The sequence below is a fragment of the Pseudomonas sp. H1_D04 genome (assembly GCF_054683855.1).
In genome coordinates this window covers 1,820,687-1,842,635 of sequence record NZ_CP162826.1, presented here as the reverse complement: position 1 = coordinate 1,842,635, position 21,949 = coordinate 1,820,687, and the positions used below count along the sequence as shown (strand labels likewise).

2 protein-coding genes are annotated in these 21,949 nt (G+C 58.5%); one reads left to right on the top strand and one right to left on the bottom strand.

Annotation, left to right across the window (positions count from 1 at the left end; genetic code table 11):
- Position 1: 1 nt before the first annotated feature.
- Positions 2 to 1,354: a TolC family outer membrane protein gene (locus AB4N82_RS08365; RefSeq protein ID WP_032884990.1), complete on the bottom strand. Its 1,353-nt coding sequence runs from the start codon at positions 1,352 to 1,354 to the stop codon at positions 2 to 4.
- Between the two features lie 346 nt (positions 1,355 to 1,700).
- Here AB4N82_RS08365 and AB4N82_RS08360 point away from each other — a divergent pair, with 346 nt between their 5' ends.
- The gene (locus tag AB4N82_RS08360; protein ID WP_460104789.1) at positions 1,701 to 21,893 is read left to right on the top strand and encodes a retention module-containing protein; all 20,193 of its coding nucleotides are present in this window, start codon (positions 1,701 to 1,703) and stop codon (positions 21,891 to 21,893) included.
- The last annotated feature ends 56 nt before the right edge of the window (positions 21,894 to 21,949 follow it).

Sequence of the window (21,949 nt, the reverse complement as noted above, 5' to 3'; positions counted from 1 at the left end):
ATCAGTTCATCCCTGGCAGGTTTACCGACGGTTTAATATCGTTTTGCACAACTGATGCCATCGGAGCGACTACGCCCTGACTTCTCAGCAATTGGCCCATGTCGGCCTTGATACGGTACTGGGTGTAAACGTAGAGGCTTTTGATCTGCGCCAAACGTTGCTGAGCAGTGAACAGTTCGTTCTCGCTGTCGAGCAAGTCGAGCAGTGTACGCTCACCGAGGCTGAACTGCTGCTGGTACGAGGTGCGCACTTTGGTGCTGCGGTCGACGTACTGCTGCGCGATTGGCACTTGCTGGCTGGCGTTGTTGTAAGCGTTCCACGCCAGGCCCAATTCTTCGTTCAACTGGCGCAGGGCGTTGTTGCGGATATCCAGCGCCTGGGTGGCCTGGGAAGCCTTGGACTGCAGGCTGGCCTTGTCGCTGCCGCCGTTATACAGGTTGAACTGCATGTTCAGCATCGCGGAGTAGCCATTGTCATGGCCCTCTTCGCCGCCGATGTTGTTGTTGGCCGAGCGTTGCAGCACTGCATCAAAGCGCGGGTAGAAGGTCGACTTGGCTGCTTCGTACTGCTTTTCGGCAGCGGCGATGTCCGATTCGGCCGAGCGCAGCACCGGGCTGTCAGCAATCATCTGGCGGCGCGCGTCTTCCAGGCTGGCTGGCAGCAGGGTCACCACGCCCAGTGGGCGTTCCAGTTGGTCGGGCTCTTTGCCGACAACGCTGAGGTAGTTGGTGTTGGCGTCAGCGAGGTTGGTCTGCTCGGTGATCAGGTTGTTTTGCGCCTGAGCCAGTCGGGCTTCAGCCTGGTCCATGTCCGCCATTCTTCCGACGCCACGGCTGGTGCGCAGTTTGATCTGGTCAAAAATGCGTTCGTGGCTCTTCAGATTGTCTTCTGCCAACTGCACCATCTCGCGACGGGTCAAGACATCCAGATAAACCTGAGCAACGGTCAGTGCAGTGCGCTCGGAAGTATTGAGCAGCGCATACCCACGGGAATTGGCGGTGGCTTGTTGGCGGCCGACTTCATTGATGGTGCCAAAGCCCTGGAACAAATTTTGTTGCAGGCGGATGGTCGATTCGCCGCGGTTCAGGGTTTTCCAATCGTGGCTGTTGCTGGCGGCGCGGGTCGAGGTGTTGTCCGAGCTTTCACGGCCATAGCCGCCCAGCAGGTCGACTTTAGGCAGGTAACCGCCCTGCGCCTCTCTGACCTGATAGTCAGCAGCAATGCGCGCATTGATTGCGGCCTGGATCTCCGGGTGGTTTTTCACGGCATCTTGCATGGCTTCGGGCAGGGTCTGAGCCTGGACGAAACTGGCGGCTAGAGCAAAAGGCACAGCTTTAAGAAGGTGCAAACGCATTCTGATGTTTCCCCGGGGATTGGTTGCCTGAAAAACCGCAACAAACTTGGAATATTGCATTGGAGTGGCAACTCGAAATGCCCGTTTTTCTAGGGCGCCGGAGGGCGCAAACAGAAAGTCGCGAGGCCGTTTAAATATCAATGTGACATTACCGGGCGGATTGTTTAGGATGACGCCCAATAGGTCAATACCTTGACGGAAAAGTAATTCTCCTGACGGAACAACAAAATATTGACGCCAAATTTCTTACTTAGAAACTACGTACTCCAGCTATTGAATCGGCACCCATGAGACGGCCGGTCACCTTGATGGATACCCCCTGACGGTAATACACGGAGAGTCTTTTATGAGCAGCGTTGCGGTCGTCAAAAGCATTGTCGGTCAAGTGTTCGCAGTTTCCCCGGAAGGGATTCGCCGCCTGCTTGTAGAAGGGGATCGCCTGTTTGCAGGGGAGCAGGTCGATACCGGTGCTTCGGGTGCCGTGTCGCTGGAACTGGCCGACGGCCGCGTCATCGACCTGGGTCGCGACACTCAGTGGAGCGCGAACGCTCCTGACTCGGTCACCGACCTCAGTGCTGCGACTGCTCAAGCTGCACCGTCCGTTGCCGAACTGCAGCAAGCCATCGCTGCCGGCGCTGACCCTACCCAAGACCTCGAAGCCACCGCTGCCGGCCCGACCTCCGCAGGCGCAGACGGCACTGCGGGTGGCGGTCACAGTTTTGTTGTGCTGGAAGCCACAGCAGGCGTGGTTGACCCCACCATTGGTTACCCAACGACCGGCTTGAATGCCGGTGACGCCGTAGGCACGACCCAAACCGGTGCCGACAACAACGGCGTAGATCCGCGCAACGTCACCATTACCCTGACCGCCACGCCGAGCATCACCGAAGCCGGTGGCGTAGTCGTTTACACCGTATTCATCACCCAGGCACCGACCAGCGACCTGACCGTCACCTTGTCCAACGGCCTCTCCGTTGTGATCGCCGCGGGCCAGACCTCGGGCGTGCTGAACGTCACTTTCGCCGGTAATGACACGCCTTACCTGGACGCCTCGTCGATCTCCGCCACCATCGCCGGCACCTCCGGTGGCGGCAACCTGATCATCACCACCGACCCGGCGCCAGCAGTCACGCAGATCGCTGACACCATCGACACCACCACCGTCACCCTGACCGCGACCCCGTCGGTGAATGAAGGCGGCCAGATTGTCTACACCGCGACGGTGACCAACGCAGCGCAGACCGACGTTGTGATCAAACTGTCCAACGACCTGACCATCACCATTGAGGCCGGTAAAACCACCGGCACGGTCACTGCCGATACGCCTGCCAACCTGGCTGATGGCAAGAACCTGGCCGTCAGCGTCACGATCACCGAAGCGACTGGCGGTAACTACGAAAACCTTGCAATCAATCCTGAGCCGGCCACTTCCACTGTGGTCGCTGTTGATGATCCAAGCGTGTTGGTCGCCGATACCAACACTATCGTCGAAGATAGCGTCGCGACCGGCAATGTGCTGAGCAACGACAGCGACATCGATAATCAGTTGGCTGTCGCTACCTTCAAAGTGGGCAACACGACCTACAACGCCGGCCAGACTGCTGACATCCAAGGCATTGGTTCCATCACCATCGGTGCTGATGGCGCATACGTGTTTACCCCGGTCAAGGATTACAGCGGCGAAGTGCCGCAGATCGAATACACCACCAACACCGGTTCCAGCAGCACGCTGACGATCACAATCACACCGGTCAACGATGCGCCGCTGATCGACGTGACGGGCACGACCCTGGTCGAAAACACCGCAGTCGCGGGCAGTGTGGCGGGCACGTTTGTTATCAGCGATGCAGAAACACCGGCTGGCCAACTGACCGTCACGTTTACGGGTGACAACAACAAGGATGGCTACTACGCCATCGTCGACAACACCGTTGTGCTGACGCAGAAGGGCGCGGACTACGTCAACGCCGGCAATCAACTGCCGAAGATCGACCTGACGGTTACCGATCCCGAAGGCCTCAACTCCAACGCTGCTGGCCAGCCGACCGTTACCCTGGTCAACGATGTGCCCGTGATTGAAATCACGGCTAACACCATTGTTGAAGAAACGGCGGCGGCGGGCACCGTCGCTGGTACCTTCGTTGCCAAAGACGAAGAAACCCCGCGCGATGGTTTGACCATCAGCTTCACCGCTGGCACCAACGCTGACGGCTACTACGCCATCTCCGGTAACAACGTCGTGCTGACTGAAAAAGGCGCCGACTTCGTTAACGCGGGTAACCAGCTGCCGAAGATCGACCTGACCGTCACTGACCCTGAAGGCCTGAATTCAACCGGCACCGGTCAACCGACCGTAACGCTGGTTAACGATGTTCCGGTGATTGCTGTCACGCCGACTACCATCGTCGAGAACACCGCTGAAGCAGGCACTGTCGCCGGTACCTTCGTCGCCAAAGACGAAGAGACTCCGCGCGATGGTTTGACCATCAGCTTCACCGCAGGCACCAACGCTGACGGTTACTACGCTATCTCCGGCAACAACGTAGTCCTGACCGAAAAAGGTGCTGACTTCGTTAACGCTGGCAACCAGCTGCCGAAGATCGACCTCACCGTCACCGACGTTGAAGGCCTGAACTCCACTGGCACCGGTCAACCGACCGTGACGCTGGTTAACGACGTCCCAGTAATTGCTGTCACGCCGACCACCATCGTCGAGAACACCGCCGAAGCAGGCACCGTCGCCGGTACCTTCGTCGCGAAAGACGAAGAAACACCACGCGATGGTTTGACCATCAGCTTCACTGCTGGCACCAACGCAGATGGTTACTACGCTATCTCCGGCAACAACGTGGTCCTGACCGAAAAAGGCGCCGACTTCGTTAACGCTGGTAACCAGCTGCCGAAGATCGACCTGACCGTTACTGACGTTGAAGGCCTGAATTCCACCGGTACCGGTCAACCGACCGTGACCTTGGTTAACGACGTCCCAGTAATTGCTGTCACGCCGACCACCATCGTCGAGAACACTGCTGAAGCAGGCACCGTCGCCGGTACCTTCGTCGCTAAAGACGAAGAAACCCCACGCGAGAACCTGAACATCAGCTTCACCGCTGGCACCAACGCTGACGGCTACTACGCCATCTCCGGCAACAACGTCGTGCTGACTGAAAAAGGCGCCGATTTCGTTAACGCCGGCAACCAGCTGCCGAAGATCGACCTCACCGTTACTGACGTTGAAGGCCTGAACTCCACTGGCACCGGTCAACCGACCGTGACCCTGGTTAACGACGTTCCGGTGATTGCTGTCACGCCGACTACCATCGTCGAGAACACCGCTGAAGCAGGCACCGTCGCCGGTACCTTCGTCGCGAAAGACGAAGAAACCCCGCGCGAAAACCTGAACATCAGCTTCACCGCAGGCACCAACGCAGATGGTTACTACGCCATCTCCGGCAACAACGTCGTGCTGACTGAAAAAGGTGCTGACTTCGTTAACGCTGGCAACCAGCTGCCGAAGATCGACCTGACCGTTACCGACGTTGAAGGTCTGAATTCCACTGGCACCGGTCAACCGACCGTGACCCTGGTCAACGACGTCCCAGTAATTGCTGTCACGCCGACCACCATCGTCGAGAACACTGCTGAAGCAGGCACTGTCGCCGGTACCTTCGTTGCCAAAGACGAAGAAACCCCGCGCGATGGTTTGACCATCAGCTTCACCGCAGGCACCAACGCTGACGGCTACTACGCCATCTCCGGCAACAACGTCGTGCTGACCGAAAAAGGCGCCGACTTCGTTAACGCTGGCAACCAGCTGCCGAAGATCGACCTGACCGTTACTGACGTTGAAGGCCTGAATTCCACCGGCACTGGTCAACCGACCGTAACGCTGGTTAACGATGTTCCGGTGATTGCTGTCACGCCGACCACCATCGTTGAAAACACTGCCGAAGCAGGCACCGTCGCCGGTACCTTCGTTGCCAAAGACGAAGAAACCCCGCGCGAAAACCTGAACATCAGCTTCACCGCTGGCACCAACGCTGACGGCTACTACGCCATCTCCGGCAACAACGTAGTCCTGACTGAAAAAGGCGCCGACTTCGTTAACGCTGGCAACCAGCTGCCGAAGATCGACCTGACCGTTACCGACGTTGAAGGGCTGAATTCCACCGGTACCGGTCAACCGACCGTGACCCTGGTTAACGACGTTCCGGTAATTGCTGTCACGCCGACCACCATCATCGAGAACACCGCTGAAGCAGGCACCGTCGCCGGTACCTTCGTTGCCAAAGACGAAGAAACCCCGCGCGAAAACCTGAACATCAGCTTCACCGCTGGCACCAACGCTGACGGTTACTACGCTATCTCCGGCAACAACGTGGTCCTGACCGAAAAAGGCGCGGACTTCGTTAACGCGGGCAACCAGCTGCCGAAGATCGACCTGACCGTTACCGACGTTGAAGGCCTGAATTCCACAGGCACTGGTCAACCGACCGTGACCCTGGTTAACGATGTTCCGGTAATTGCTGTCACGCCGACCACCATCGTCGAGAACACTGCCGAAGCAGGCACTGTCGCCGGTACTTTCGTCGCGAAAGATGAAGAAACACCACGCGATGGTTTGACCATCAGCTTCACTGCTGGCACCAACGCAGATGGTTACTACGCTATCTCCGGCAACAACGTGGTCCTGACCGAAAAAGGTGCTGACTTCGTTAACGCTGGTAACCAACTGCCGAAAATCGACCTGACCGTTACCGATGTTGAAGGCCTGAATTCCACCGGCACTGGTCAACCGACCGTAACGCTGGTTAACGATGTTCCGGTGATTGCTGTCACTCCGACCACCATCGTCGAGAACACTGCCGAAGCAGGCACTATCGCCGGTACCTTCGTCGCGAAAGACGAAGAAACCCCGCGCGAAAACCTGAACATCAGCTTCACCGCTGGCACCAACGCAGATGGCTACTACGCCATCTCCGGCAACAACGTCGTGCTGACCGAAAAAGGCGCGGACTTCGTTAACGCTGGTAACCAACTGCCGGAGATCGACCTCACCGTCACCGACGTTGAAGGCCTGAATTCCACTGGCACCGGTCAACCGACCGTGACCCTGGTCAACGACGTACCAGTAATTGCTGTCACGCCAACCACCATCGTTGAAAACACTGCCGAAGCAGGCACTGTCGCCGGTACCTTCGTTGCCAAAGACGAAGAAACCCCACGCGAAAACCTGAACATCAGCTTCACCGCAGGCACCAACGCTGACGGCTACTACGCCATCTCTGGCAACAACGTAGTCCTGACCGAAAAAGGCGCCGACTTCGTTAACGCTGGTAACCAACTGCCGAAGATCGACCTGACCGTTACTGACGTTGAAGGCCTGAATTCCACCGGCACTGGTCAACCGACCGTGACCCTGGTTAACGACGTCCCAGTAATTGCTGTCACGCCGACCACCATCGTCGAGAACACTGCTGAAGCAGGCACCGTCGCCGGTACCTTCGTCGCGAAAGACGAAGAAACCCCACGCGAAAACCTGACCATCAGCTTCACCGCTGGCACCAACGCTGACGGTTACTACGCCATCTCCGGCAACAACGTAGTCCTGACCGAAAAAGGTGCTGACTTCGTTAACGCGGGCAACCAACTGCCGAAGATCGACCTGACCGTTACCGATGTTGAAGGCCTGAACTCCACCGGCACTGGTCAACCGACCGTGACCCTGGTTAACGACGTCCCAGTAATTGCTGTCACGCCGACCACCATCATCGAGAACACCGCTGAAGCAGGCACCGTTGCTGGTACCTTCGTCGCCAAAGACGAAGAAACACCACGCGAAAACCTGAACATCAGCTTCACCGCTGGCACCAACGCTGACGGCTACTACGCCATCTCCGGCAACAACGTTGTGCTGACTGAAAAAGGTGCTGACTTCGTTAACGCGGGCAACCAACTGCCGAAGATCGACCTGACCGTTACCGATGTTGAAGGCCTGAACTCCACCGGCACTGGTCAACCGACCGTGACCCTGGTTAACGATGTCCCAGTAATTGCTGTCACGCCGACCACCATCATCGAGAACACCGCTGAAGCAGGCACCGTTGCTGGTACCTTCGTCGCCAAAGACGAAGAAACACCACGCGAAAACCTGAACATCAGCTTCACCGCTGGCACCAACGCAGATGGCTACTACGCCATCTCCGGCAACAACGTGGTCCTGACCGAAAAAGGCGCTGACTTCGTTAACGCCGGCAACCAGCTGCCGAAGATCGACCTGACCGTCACCGACGTTGAAGGCCTGAATTCCACCGGTACCGGTCAACCGACCGTAACGCTGGTTAACGATGTTCCGGTGATTGCTGTCACTCCGACCACCATCGTCGAGAACACCGCTGAAGCAGGCACTATCGCCGGTACCTTCGTCGCTAAAGACGAAGAAACCCCACGCGAAAACCTGAACATCAGCTTCACCGCTGGCACCAACGCTGACGGCTACTACGCCATCTCCGGCAACAACGTGGTGCTGACCGAAAAAGGCGCTGACTTCGTTAATGCCGGCAACCAGTTGCCGAAGATCGACCTGACCGTTACTGACGTTGAAGGCCTGAACTCCACTGGCACCGGTCAACCGACCGTGACCTTGGTTAACGACGTCCCAGTGATTGCTGTCACGCCGACTACCATCGTTGAAAACACCGCTGAAGCAGGCACCGTCGCTGGTACCTTCGTCGCGAAAGACGAAGAAACCCCACGCGAAAACCTGAACATCAGCTTCACCGCTGGCACCAACGCTGACGGTTACTACGCTATCTCCGGCAACAACGTGGTCCTGACCGAAAAAGGCGCCGACTTCGTTAACGCTGGTAACCAACTGCCGAAGATCGACCTGACCGTCACCGACGTTGAAGGCCTGAACTCCACCGGCACTGGCCAGCCGACCGTAACCCTGGTCAACGATGTACCGCTGATCGACATCACGCCGACTACCATCGTCGAAAACACCGCCGAAGTTGGCACCGTCGCCGGTACCTTCAACGCGCGTGACGAAGAATCTCCGCGTGAAAGCCTGACCATCAGCTTCACCGCTGGCACCAACGCTGACGGCTACTACAGCCTCTCCGGCAACAATGTCGTGCTGACCCAAAAAGGCGCCGATTTCGTCAATGCCGGTAATCAGTTGCCAAAAATCGACCTGACCGTCACCGACCCTGAAGGCCTCAATTCCCACAACACCGGCCAGCCGGCAGTCACGCTGGTCGATGACACCCCAACCGCCGTCGACGGCCGCATCGAGGGCAACGAAGACACCTCGATCGAGCTCACTTGGGCGACTTTCGGTGTGCAGGACGAAGATTCCACGAGCCCGGCAGTGGTGTTCACCAGCCTGCCGGCCGGCTCCATCGAATACAAAGTCGACGGTGAGTGGGTCAAGCTCACCACGGCTGATCTGAAAACTGACACCTCGGCGGGCAAGGCCTTCACTCAGGCTGACTTCGATGCCCACAACGTGCGTTACACCCCGGCAGACAACGAGTCGGGCGACAACAGCTTCGGCAACACCGGCGTGGGCAACAAGCAAGGTGATTACACCGAGCTGAAGTTCCAAGCCACCGACGGCAACTCCTACAGCGATACCAAAACCATCACTGTGGATATTCACCCGGTGACGGATGTGCCGGTGCTGACCGTCGGCCAAGTGCCAACCGGTCTGACCATTCAAACCTGGACCGGCAGCAACCTGCCGGGCGAGTTGGGCACTAACGGCCAAGGCGTCACCCAGTCCAGCACCCTGATCAAAGTGATCAACGCCCAAACCGCTGACAGCGCCGCCTCCACGGGCGTGACCAGCAATGTAAGCAACGGCAATGTGGCCGAAGGCACCGCGACCAAAGTGTCCGGTCTGGTTTACCTGGAAGCTGGCAAGAGCTACACCTTCACCGGCTCGGCCGACGACAGTCTGGCTATCACCGTGGGCGGCAAGCTGGTCGCTTCCGAAACCTGGAGCCAGGGCAGCGGTATCAACGGGTCGTCCTACACGCCGACCGAGTCGGGTTACTACACCCTCGACATCTACCACTACAACCAGAACGGCCCGGGCAACTACGACGTCAATGTGTCGATCAACAACGGTTCGTCGGTGTCCCTGGGCAACAGTGGCCTGCAGACCTACACCAGTGCGGCCGCGTTGGAAGCCGCAGGCATGGTCCTGGGCGACAGCCACGTTGTGAATGGCGAAGGCTATTACACCGGCAACGTCTACAACCACGGTCTGGAAGACACCGCGATTAAGATCGCGCCGATCACCGCCACTTTTGTCGACACCGACGGCTCGGAATCCCACAAGGTGGAAATCAGCGGCTTGCCGGAAGGCTCCGTGCTCACCGACGGCACTACCGGCCATAGCATCATCTCAACCGGCGCAAACACGCTGTACGACGTGAGCACCTGGAACCTGAGCACCCTGACGGTTACGCCGTTCAAGGACTCTACGGCCAGTTTCGACTTGACCGTGAAGGCCACCGCCAAAGAGTTGAGCACCGGTGTTGAAGAAGTCTCGACCGGCAAGATCAGCGTCGTGGTCACTGCGGTCAACGACGCGCCGGTACTGGGCAATGGTTCGACCAACGCGTTCGGCGACACCTACATCGAGGGCAAACCCGGCGGCTACGTCGCGGCGAACCTGACCATCACCGACGTCGACAACAGCACCTTGCAAAGCGCCAAGGTCACGCTGGTCAACCACTTGGCCGATGACGTGCTGATTGCCGATGTCAGCAACACCAAAATCACCGTCAGCTATGACAAGGACACCGGCGTACTGACCCTGTCCGGTGAAGCGACCAAGGCTGAGTACCAGGAAGTCCTACGCTCGGTGCACTTCGCCAGCGAAAGCGAAGACCCAAGCCCGGCCAACCGTAACCTGACCATCACCGTGAACGACGGCCAGGCGGACTCCGCGCCTGTGACTTCCGTGATCTACGTGGTACCGGTTAACGATGCGCCGGTTATCAGTTTCGACAGCACTAAGTTTGTCGAGCAGAAAGGTGCGGTGGCGCTGGTCGAAAACCTGAGCATCACCGACGTCGACAACAAAACCTTCAGCAAGGTAGTGGTCACCGTTGATCACCTGGTGTCCGGCGACCTGCTCAGCAACGCCGACGTGCTCAAGGCCCTCGCTGTTGCGGGTATCACCATCACCGAAAGCGGCAGCGCCGCCGATGGCAAGATCGTCTACACCCTGACCAGCAACTCGCCAGCCGGCAACAGCGCGGCCGACTTCACCAAGCTGGTTGAAGCGATTACCTTCCAGGCCCCGGGCAACAATCCGGTTGGCACTGATCGCACAGTAACCATCGACGTCACCGATATCGGTGGCGGCAACCTTGACCGTGAGCCACCGGAAACCAGCAGCGCCACCGGCAAGGTCACCGTCGAGCTATTCAACGATGCACCGACAGCAACCGCCACCTCGGCGGGCGCGGACGAAGACCACGCGGCCACCATCGTACTGAGTGGCGCCGATGTGGACGGTTCCGTTGCCCAGTTCGTCATCACCACCTTGCCGGAAAACGGCAAGCTGTATAGCGACGCCAGCCTGACCACCGAACTCAAGGTCGGTGATTCGGTGCCAGCGGGCGCTGACGGCAAGGCGTCGGTTTACTTCTCCCCAACCGCGGACTGGAGCGGCAATACCGCGCTCACCTTCACCGCGGTCGACAATGCTGGTAAAGCCAGCGTCGAAACCACTGCCCCAGTGACAATCGCCCCGGTTACCGATACCCCGCACCTGGGCCTGCTCGGTGGCGGCGTTGTCAGCGCGATCAACTTCGACAGCGCCCCCATCGGCGGCTCCTGGAGCGTCGTCGCGGTTGGCGATGCCAATAACGCAGCCGGCACCAATCCGAATACCCAATGGCAGACCGGCAACGCTGACGGCAAGGTGGAAATCGGCCAAAGCAGCATTTACGGCGTAGAGACCCCAGGCAATAGCCAGGTCATCGAGCTGGAGAAAAACGCCGGCGACGACGCCAGCCTGTACACCATCATCAAGGCGGAAGGCGGCACCGCGTACACCATCTCGGTCGACTACTCGCCGCGTGCGGGCGCTGAGAACAGCTCGGTGATCGACGTGTTCTGGGGCGGCGTCAAAGTCGGCACCCTGGACACCACTGTCGTTGGCATGAAGACCTACACCTTCACCGTGCCGGTCACCGCTGACGGCGATGCCAAACTCGAATTCAAGGCCCCGGCCGGCGATACCAACAACTCGCTTGGCGGCGTGCTGGACAACATCAGCGTTACCCAGGTGCTGAACACTGGCCTGGAAGACCACGCGATCAAGTTGTCCGCGATTGACGCTTATGCGACCGACAAAGACGGCTCCGAGACGCTGAAGCTGGAAATCAGCGGTATTCCAGAAGGCGCGACCATTTCCGACGGCACGCCGGGCCACAGCTTCACGGCCACGGCTGACGTGCAAAGCATCGATATCAGCACCTGGAACAAGGGCACGCTGGTCTACAACCCGGTACCAAACGCCAATGGCCTGGTGAACCTCACCGTCACCGCCACTGCGCAGGATGGTGATGCGGCGCCTAAGTCCGAGTCGATTACGCTGCCGATCAACGTGATTGCGGTCAACGACCTGCCGGTGATTGATGTCGTAGCGAACCCTCTGGTGGAAGGCTCCGTGGCCGAAGGCACCGTTGCCGGTACCTTTACCGTCAGCGACGTTGAGACCCCGATTGCCGATCTGAAAGTGACCTTCACCGGCGACAGCAACAAAGATGGCTACTACACCCTCCTTGGCAACGCCGTGGTGTTGACCCTGGCGGGCGCGAACTTCGTCAACGCGGGTAACAAACTGCCTGCGATTGACTTGACCGTGACGGATGCCGATAAGGGCAGCTCGCACGATGCTGCAACGCCGGATGTGACGCTGGTTAACGACCTGCCGACCATCGAAGTAACCGCCAATCCGTTGGTTGAAGACGCTGTCAGCAAAGACACTGTGGCGGGCTCGTTCACCGTGGGTGACGAAGAAACTCCAGTTGCCGATTTGAAAGTCACCTTCACCGGTGACAGCAATAAAGACGGTTACTACGCCATCGTTGGCAACAACGTTGTCCTGACTCAGGCCGGTGCTGACTTCGTCAATGCAGGGAACAAACTCCCAGCGTTTGACCTGACTGTGACTGATGCCGATAAGGGCAGCGCAACCGCCGCCGCTACTCCGGACGTGACGCTGGTCAACGACCTGCCGACCATCGAAGTAACCGCCAATCCGTTGGTTGAAGACGCTGTCAGCAAAGACACTGTGGCGGGTTCGTTCACCGTGGGTGACGAAGAAACCCCAGTTGCAAACCTGGTGGTTACCTTCACCGGCGACAGCAATAAAGACGGTTACTACGCCATCGTTGGCAACAACGTTGTCCTGACTCAGGCCGGTGCTGACTTCGTCAACGCAGGGAACAAACTCCCAGCGTTTGACCTGACTGTGACTGATGCCGACAAAGGCAGCGCAACTGCCGCCGCTACTCCGGACGTGACGCTGGTCAACGACCTGCCGACCATCGAAGTAACCGCCAATCCGTTGGTTGAAGACGCTGTCAGCAAAGACACTGTTGCGGGCTCGTTCACCGTGGGTGACGAAGAAACCCCAGTTGCAAACCTGGTGGTCACCTTCACCGGCGACAGCAATAAAGACGGTTACTACGCCATCGTTGGCAACAACGTTGTCTTGACTCAGGCCGGTGCTGACTTCGTTAACGCGGGCAACAAATTGCCAGCGTTCGACCTGACTGTGACTGATGCTGACAAAGGCAGCGCGACTGCCGCCGCTACTCCGGACGTGACGCTGGTCAACGACCTGCCGACCATCGAAGTAACCGCCAATCCGTTGGTTGAAGACGCTGTCAGCAAAGACACTGTTGCGGGCTCGTTCACCGTGGGTGACGAAGAAACCCCAGTTGCAAACCTGGTGGTCACCTTCACCGGCGACAGCAATAAAGACGGTTACTACGCCATCGTTGGCAACAACGTTGTCTTGACTCAGGCCGGTGCTGACTTCGTTAACGCGGGCAACAAATTGCCAGCGTTCGACCTGACTGTGACTGATGCTGACAAAGGCAGCGCGACTGCCGCCGCTACTCCGGACGTGACGCTGGTCAACGACCTGCCGACCATCGAAGTAACCGCCAATCCGTTGGTTGAAGACGCTGTCAGCAAAGACACCGTGGCGGGTTCGTTCACCGTGGGTGACGAGGAAACCCCAGTTGCAAACCTGGTGGTCACCTTCACCGGCGACAGCAATAAAGACGGTTACTACGCCATCGTTGGCAACAACGTTGTCCTGACTCAGGCCGGTGCGGACTTCGTTAACGCGGGCAACAAATTGCCAGCGTTCGATCTGACCGTGACTGACGCTGACAAAGGCAGCGCAACTGCCGCCGCTACTCCGGACGTGACGCTGGTCAACGACCTGCCGACCATCGAAGTAACCGCCAATCCGTTGGTTGAAGACGCTGTCAGCAAAGACACCGTGGCGGGCTCGTTCACCGTGGGTGACGAAGAAACCCCAGTTGCCGATTTGAAAGTCACCTTCACCGGTGACAGCAATAAAGACGGTTACTACGCCATCGTTGGCAACAACGTTGTCCTGACTCAGGCCGGTGCTGACTTCGTCAACGCAGGGAACAAACTCCCAGCGTTTGACCTGACTGTGACTGATGCCGATAAGGGCAGCGCAACCGCCGCCGCTACTCCGGATGTGACGCTGGTCAACGACCTGCCGACCATCGAAGTAACCGCCAATCCGCTGGTTGAAGACGCTGTCAGCAAAGACACTGTGGCGGGTTCGTTCACCGTGGGTGACGAAGAAACCCCGGTTGCAAACCTGGTGGTCACCTTCACCGGTGACAGCAATAAAGACGGTTACTACGCCATCGTTGGCAACAACGTTGTCCTGACTCAGGCCGGTGCTGACTTCGTCAATGCAGGCAACAAATTGCCAGCGTTCGATCTGACCGTGACTGATGCTGACAAAGGCAGCGCAACCGCCGCCGCTACTCCGGATGTGACGCTGGTCAACGACCTGCCGACCATCGAAGTAACCGCCAATCCGTTGGTTGAAGACGCTGTCAGCAAAGACACCGTGGCGGGCTCGTTCACCGTGGGTGACGAAGAAACCCCAGTTGCCGATTTGAAAGTCACCTTCACCGGCGACAGCAATAAAGACGGTTACTACGCCATCGTTGGCAACAACGTTGTCCTGACTCAGGCCGGTGCTGACTTCGTTAACGCGGGCAACAAATTGCCAGCGTTCGATCTGACCGTGACTGATGCTGACAAAGGCAGCGCAACTGCCGCCGCTACTCCGGACGTGACGCTGGTCAACGACCTGCCGACCATCGAAGTAACCGCCAATCCATTGGTTGAAGACGCTGTCAGCAAAGACACTGTGGCGGGCTCGTTCACCGTGGGTGACGAAGAAACCCCAGTTGCCGATTTGAAAGTCACCTTCACTGGCGACAGCAATAAGGACGGTTACTACGCCATCGTTGGCAACAACGTTGTCCTGACTCAGGCCGGTGCTGACTTCGTTAATGCGGGCAATAAACTGCCAGCGTTCGATCTGACCGTGACTGATGCTGACAAAGGCAGCGCAACTGCCGCCGCTACTCCAGATGTCACCCTGGTCAACGACATCCCGGTTATCACCGTGGCTGCGACTACCATCGTGGAGAACAGCGCCAAAGTCGGCACTATCGCCGGTAGCTTCGTAGCAACTGACGAAGAAACCCCGACGGCCAGCCTGAAAGTTGATTTCACCACCGGCACCAATACTCAGGGTTACTACACCCTGTCCGGTACCAACGTTGTGCTGACGCAGAAGGGCGCGGACTTCGTCAACGCCGGCAACCAGTTGCCGAAAATTGACCTGACCGTCACCGACGCCGACAACGCCACTTCGCATAGCGATGCTCAGCCGGTCGTTACTTTGGTCAACGACATCCCGGTTATCACCGTGGCTGCGACCACCATTGTTGAGAACAGCGCCAAAGTCGGCACCATCGCCGGTAGCTTCGTTGCTACCGACGAAGAAACGCCTACTGCCAGCCTGAAAGTCACCTTCACCACCGGCACCAATACTCAGGGTTACTACACCCTGTCCGGTACCAACGTTGTGCTGACGCAGAAGGGCGCGGACTTCGTCAACGCCGGTAATCAACTGCCGAAAATTGACCTGACCGTCACCGATGCTGACAACGCCACTTCGCACAGCGATGCTCAGCCGGTCGTTACTTTGGTCAACGACATCCCGGTTATCACCGTGGCTGCTACCACCATTGTCGAGAACAGCGCCAAAGTCGGCACCGTCGCCGGTAGCTTCGTTGCTACCGACGAAGAAACGCCTACTGCCAGCCTGAAAGTTGATTTCACCACCGTCACCAATACTCAGGGTTACTACACCCTGTCCGGTACCAACGTTGTGCTGACGCAGAAGGGTGCGGACTTCGTCAACGCCGGTAATCAACTGCCGAAAATTGACCTGACCGTCACCGACGCCGACAACGCTACTTCGCACAGCGATGCTCAGCCGGTCGTTACTTTGGTCAACGACATCCCGGTTATCACCGTGGCTGCCACCACTATCGTGGAGAACAGCGCCAAAGTCGGCACCGTCGCCGGTAGCTTCGTTGCTACCGACGAAGAAACGCCTACTGCCAGCCTGAAAGTCACCTTCACCACCGGCACCAACGCGGACGGCTACTACACCCTGTCTGGCACTAATGTTGTGCTGACGCAGAAGGGTGCTGATTTCGTCAACGCCGGCAACCAGTTGCCGAAAATTGACCTGACCGTCACCGATGCTGACAACGCCACTTCGCACAGCGACGCTCAGCCGGTCGTTACTTTGGTCAACGACATCCCGGTTATCACCGTGGCTGCTACCACCATTGTTGAGAACAGCGCCAAAGTCGGCACCATCGCCGGTAGCTTCGTAGCAACTGACGAAGAAACCCCGACGGCCAGCCTGAAAGTTGATTTCACCACCGGCACCAATACTCAGGGTTACTACACCCTGTCCGGTACCAACGTGGTGCTGACGCAGAAGGGTGCGGACTTCGTCAACGCCGGCAACCAGTTGCCGAAAATTGACCTGACCGTCACCGACGCCGACAACGCCACTTCGCACAGCGATGCTCAGCCGGTCGTTACTTTGGTAAACGACATCCCGGTTATCACCGTGGCTGCGACTACCATCGTGGAGAACAGCGCCAAAGTCGGCACCATCGCCGGTAGCTTCGTAGCAACTGACGAAGAAACCCCGACGGCCAGCCTGAAAGTTGATTTCACCACCGGCACCAATACTCAGGGTTACTACACCCTGTCCGGTACCAACGTGGTGCTGACGCAGAAGGGTGCGGACTTCGTCAACGCCGGCAACCAGTTGCCGAAAATTGACCTGACCGTCACCGACGCCGACAACGCCACTTCGCACAGCGATGCTCAGCCGGTCGTTACTTTGGTAAACGACATCCCGGTTATCACCGTGGCTGCGACTACCATCGTGGAGAACAGCGCCAAAGTCGGCACCATCGCCGGTAGCTTCGTAGCAACTGACGAAGAAACCCCGACGGCCAGCCTGAAAGTTGATTTCACCACCGGCACCAATACTCAGGGTTACTACACCCTGTCCGGTACCAACGTGGTGCTGACGCAGAAGGGTGCTGATTTCGTCAACGCCGGCAACCAGTTGCCGAAAATTGACCTGACCGTCACCGACGCCGACAACGCCACTTCGCACAGCGATGCTCAGCCGGTCGTTACTTTGGTCAACGACATCCCGGTTATCACCGTGGCTGCGACCACCATTATTGAGAACAGCGCCAAAGTCGGCACTATCGCCGGTAGCTTCGTAGCAACTGACGAAGAAACCCCGACGGCCAGCCTGAAAGTTGATTTCACCACCGGCACCAATACTCAGGGTTACTACACCCTGTCTGGCACTAACGTGGTGCTGACGCAGAAGGGCGCGGACTTCGTCAACGCCGGTAATCAACTGCCGAAAATTGACCTGACCGTCACCGACGCCGACAACGCCACTTCGCACAGCGATGCTCAGCCGGTCGTTACTTTGGTCAACGACATCCCGGTTATCACCGTGGCTGCGACTACCATCGTGGAGAACAGCGCCAAAGTCGGCACCGTCGCCGGTAGCTTCGTTGCTACCGACGAAGAAACGCCTACTGCCAGCCTGAAAGTTGATTTCACCACCGGCACCAATACTCAGGGTTACTACACCCTGTCTGGCACTAATGTTGTGCTGACGCAGAAGGGCGCGGACTTCGTCAACGCCGGTAATCAACTGCCGAAAATTGACCTGACCGTCACCGACGCCGACAACGCCACTTCGCACAGCGATGCTCAGCCGGTCGTTACTTTGGTCAACGACATCCCGGTTATCACCGTGGCTGCGACTACCATCGTGGAGAACAGCGCCAAAGTCGGCACCGTCGCCGGTAGCTTCGTTGCTACCGACGAAGAAACGCCTACTGCCAGCCTGAAAGTTGATTTCACCACCGGCACCAATACTCAGGGTTACTACACCCTGTCTGGCACTAATGTTGTGCTGACGCAGAAGGGCGCGGACTTCGTCAACGCCGGTAATCAACTGCCGAAAATTGACCTGACCGTCACCGACGCCGACAACGCCACTTCGCACAGCGATGCTCAGCCGGTCGTTACTTTGGTCAACGACATCCCGGTTATCACCGTGGCTGCTACCACCATTGTTGAGAACAGCGCCAAAGTCGGCACCGTCGCCGGTAGCTTCGTTGCTACCGACGAAGAAACGCCTACTGCCAGCCTGAAAGTCACCTTCACCACTGGCACCAACGCGGACGGCTACTACACCCTGTCCGGTACCAACGTTGTGCTGACGCAGAAGGGCGCGGACTACGTCAACTCCGGTCATCAGTTGCCGAAGATTGACCTGACCGTCACTGACGCTGACGGCGCCAACTCACACAGCACTGGTCAGCCGACCGTGACGTTGGTCGACGACACTCCGATCGCCAGCAACGGCTACATCCAGGGCGACGAAGACACCCCGATCGAATTGACCTGGGCGACCTTCGGCGTCAGCGATGAGGACTCCACAAACCCGAAAGTGGTGTTCACCAGCCTGCCTGCCGGTTCCATCGAGTACTACTCCAACGGCGCGTGGGTCAAACTCAGCGCGACTGATCTGAAAACCGATACCTCTGCCGGTAAGTCGTTCAGCCAGGCGGACTTCGACGGCCACAACGTGCGTTACACCCCGGCAGCCAACGAATCGGGTGACAACACCTTCGTGGGCACAGGTGTGGGCAACAAGCAGACCGATTACACCCAGCTGCAATTCCAGGCTACCGACGGCAATTCCTACAGCGACACCAAGGTCATCACCGTGGATATCCACCCGGTGGCGGATGTGCCGGTTGTGACGGTTGGCGCGTTCGGCGCTGTTCCTACAGGCTTGGTCATTCAAACCTGGACTGGCGGCACTCTGCGCACTGATCTGGGGACCAACGGTAACGGTGTGGTCAATTCCAGCGATCTGATCCGTGTGATCGACGCCAAGACCGCTGCCAGCGCCGTCACCACGGGCGTGACCAGCAGCGTCAGCAACAGCAATGTGGCAGACGGTACCGCGACCAAAGTCTCCGGCTTGATTTACCTGGAAGCCGGCAAGAGCTACACCTTCACTGGTACGGCCGACGACAGCCTGGCAATCACCGTGGGCGGCAAGTTGGTTGCCACCGAGACGTGGAGCAAGGGCAGCGCGATTACCGGGTCGAGCTACACCCCGACCGAGTCGGGCTACTACACCCTGGATATCTACCACTACAACCAGGCAGGCGCGGGCAACTACGACGTCAATGTGTCGATCAACAACGGCGTGTCGATGTCCCTGGGCAACAGCGGCCTGCAGACCTACACCAGCGTGGACGCGTTGAAAGCCGCCGGTGCGGTGCTCGGCGATAGCCATATCGTCAACGGCGAAGGTTATTACACTGGCTACGTCTACAACCGTGGTCTGGAAGACACCGCGATCAAGGTCAGCCCGATCACTACCACGTTTGTCGACAACGACGGCTCGGAGTCGCACAAGGTGGAAATCAGCGGCTTGCCAGCCGGCACCGTGATTACCGACGGCAACACTGGGCACAGCATCACGTCGAACGGCAGCGGCACGCTCTACGATGTCAGCACCTGGAACCTGAAAACCCTGACCGTTACGCCGCTCAAGGATTCGACCGCCAGCTTCGACCTCACCGTGAAAGCCACGGCCACGGAGCTGAGCACTGGCGCTTCGGCGGTGACGACCGGCAAAGTGAGCATCGTGATCACTGCGGTCAACGATGCCCCAACCCTGGACCTGAGCACGGCTGACGGTGCTGTCGCTACCGGCTACAACACCGCGTACACCGAACGCAGCACCACGGGTGTGGCGATTACCGGCAGCGTGGCCATTGGCGACGTCGACAGCACGCAGATGCAAAGTGCGACCATCACCCTGAAAAACGCCAGTTCGGGCGATGTGCTGAGCTCCAGTCTGGTAGCGGTGGGTGGTACCTACAAAGGCATCACCGTGACCAGCGTCGGGACTGACGTCAGCGGCAAGATCGTGCTGACCCTGTCGGGCGTGGCGGATGCGGCGACCTACAAGACGCTGCTTGAGTCGTTCCAGTACTCCAGCACCAGCAAGTACCCGACGCTGGGCGACCGCACCATTGATGTCGCGGTGACTGACAATGAGGGTGGCAACAGCCTGAGTTCGTTGGCGGCAACGACCACCATCACGGTCAAACCTCAGGTCTACACCCCTGTTACGGAAGGCGGCGCTGCGGTGGATACCATCGACCTGGGCTCCACCTCGACCCACAACATCGTGATTGGCGACAAAGGTGGCATCACCACCCCGGGCACCAACTACAACATCGCGTTCATCGTTGACACCTCGGGCAGTATCGGCTCGAGCGCGATGACCTCGATCAAGTCCCAGTTGTCGACCATCTTCGATACCCTGATCGCCAACGCCAAGTTGACCGGTTCGGGTGTGGTGAAAGTGTTGCTGGTGGACTTCGATACCAAGGTCGAATCGCAAGTGTCGGTCAACCTGGCTGACCAGGCGGCTGCCAAGGATGCGTTGCAGGCTGTGTTGAACAACATGAGCTCCAACTCGACTGACGTGACCAACTACCAGGACGCCTTCAACACTGCGACGGCCTGGTTCAAGAGCTCTGAAGCGACCAGCAACGCCAGTGCGAAGAACCTGACGTACTTCATTACCGACGGTGCGCCGAACGTCTACAACTACACGTACAACAACCCCACTCTTGGCGCGACCAGCCGCTACGGCGATACGGTTTACTTCGACAGCAAGGTCAATAGCAAAAACTACACCCTGGGCCAGTCCACTGAGGTCACCGCAACGATCTACGGCAAGACCCAGGTCATCGTTGACAGCGAAGGCAAGGTCTATTCGTACAACTCGTCCGGCACCAAGACCTTTGAAGGTTATGTCGTGTCCGACGGCCGCGGTGGTTTCGACGTGGCGGGGGCTGTCGGCAACAGCAGCTACTACTACGACTATCCGTTGGAAGCGGCCAAAGACGCTTACGCGGCGTTGATCACTGCGGTCAAGGGCGGGGTTGAGGTTCAGGCCATCGGCCTGGGCAACAGCGTCGACAAGGACATGTTGCAGAAGTACTTCGATACCGACAAAACGGTCAGCACGATCGACACCGCGAAGCTGGCGGACACCATTACCGGCCACACCGCCGATACCGGTGCCGACAACGTTTCCGGCGGTTCGGGCAACGACATCATCTTCGGCGACCTGATCAGCTACAAAGGCCAGGAAGGCAGCGCGGCACTCAAGGCATTCGCTGCCGAGAAGCTGGCGACCACGGTCGATCAGATCGACGACCGCACCTTGCATCAGTACATCACTGAGCATGTGCAGGACGTCGGTGCTTTGGCCAACGCGTCGAACATCTACGGCACCAACGATGGCGGCGACACCCTGATCGGCAACGCCGGCGATGACATCCTGTTCGGCCAGGGCGGTAACGACACGCTCTCCGGCGGCGCAGGCAATGACATCCTGGTGGGCGGCAAGGGCAACGACATCCTCACCGGCGGCGCGGGTGCCGATACCTTTGTGTGGCTCAAAGGCGACACCAACACCAACGGTGGCTTTGATCGCATCACTGACTTCAAACACGGTGAAGGCGACAAGCTGGACCTGTCCGACCTGCTGCAAGGCAATAACGACACCAACTTGTCGAGCTACCTGAGGTTGACCACGGATGCGTCGGGCAACTCGACGCTGAGCGTGAGCAGCACCGGGTCGTTCACCGGCACCAGTGGCGGCACGGCTGATGTCACGATCAAAGTGGATGGCGCCAGTTGGGGCTCGGGTTCCGCCGCGATCAATAGCCTGATCGCCGGTGGCGACTTGACCGTCAAGCACCACGACTGATCACCATGGGGGCGGCAATCTTTAGGGATTGGCGCCCCCATGGCATCCGCTTCGGC

Coding starts and splice junctions, on each gene's coding strand:
- AB4N82_RS08365 (WP_032884990.1), bottom strand. CDS start 1,354: ATGCGTTTGCACCTTCTTAAAGCTGTGCCTTTTGCTCTAGCCGCCAGT.
- AB4N82_RS08360 (WP_460104789.1), top strand. CDS start 1,701: ATGAGCAGCGTTGCGGTCGTCAAAAGCATTGTCGGTCAAGTGTTCGCA.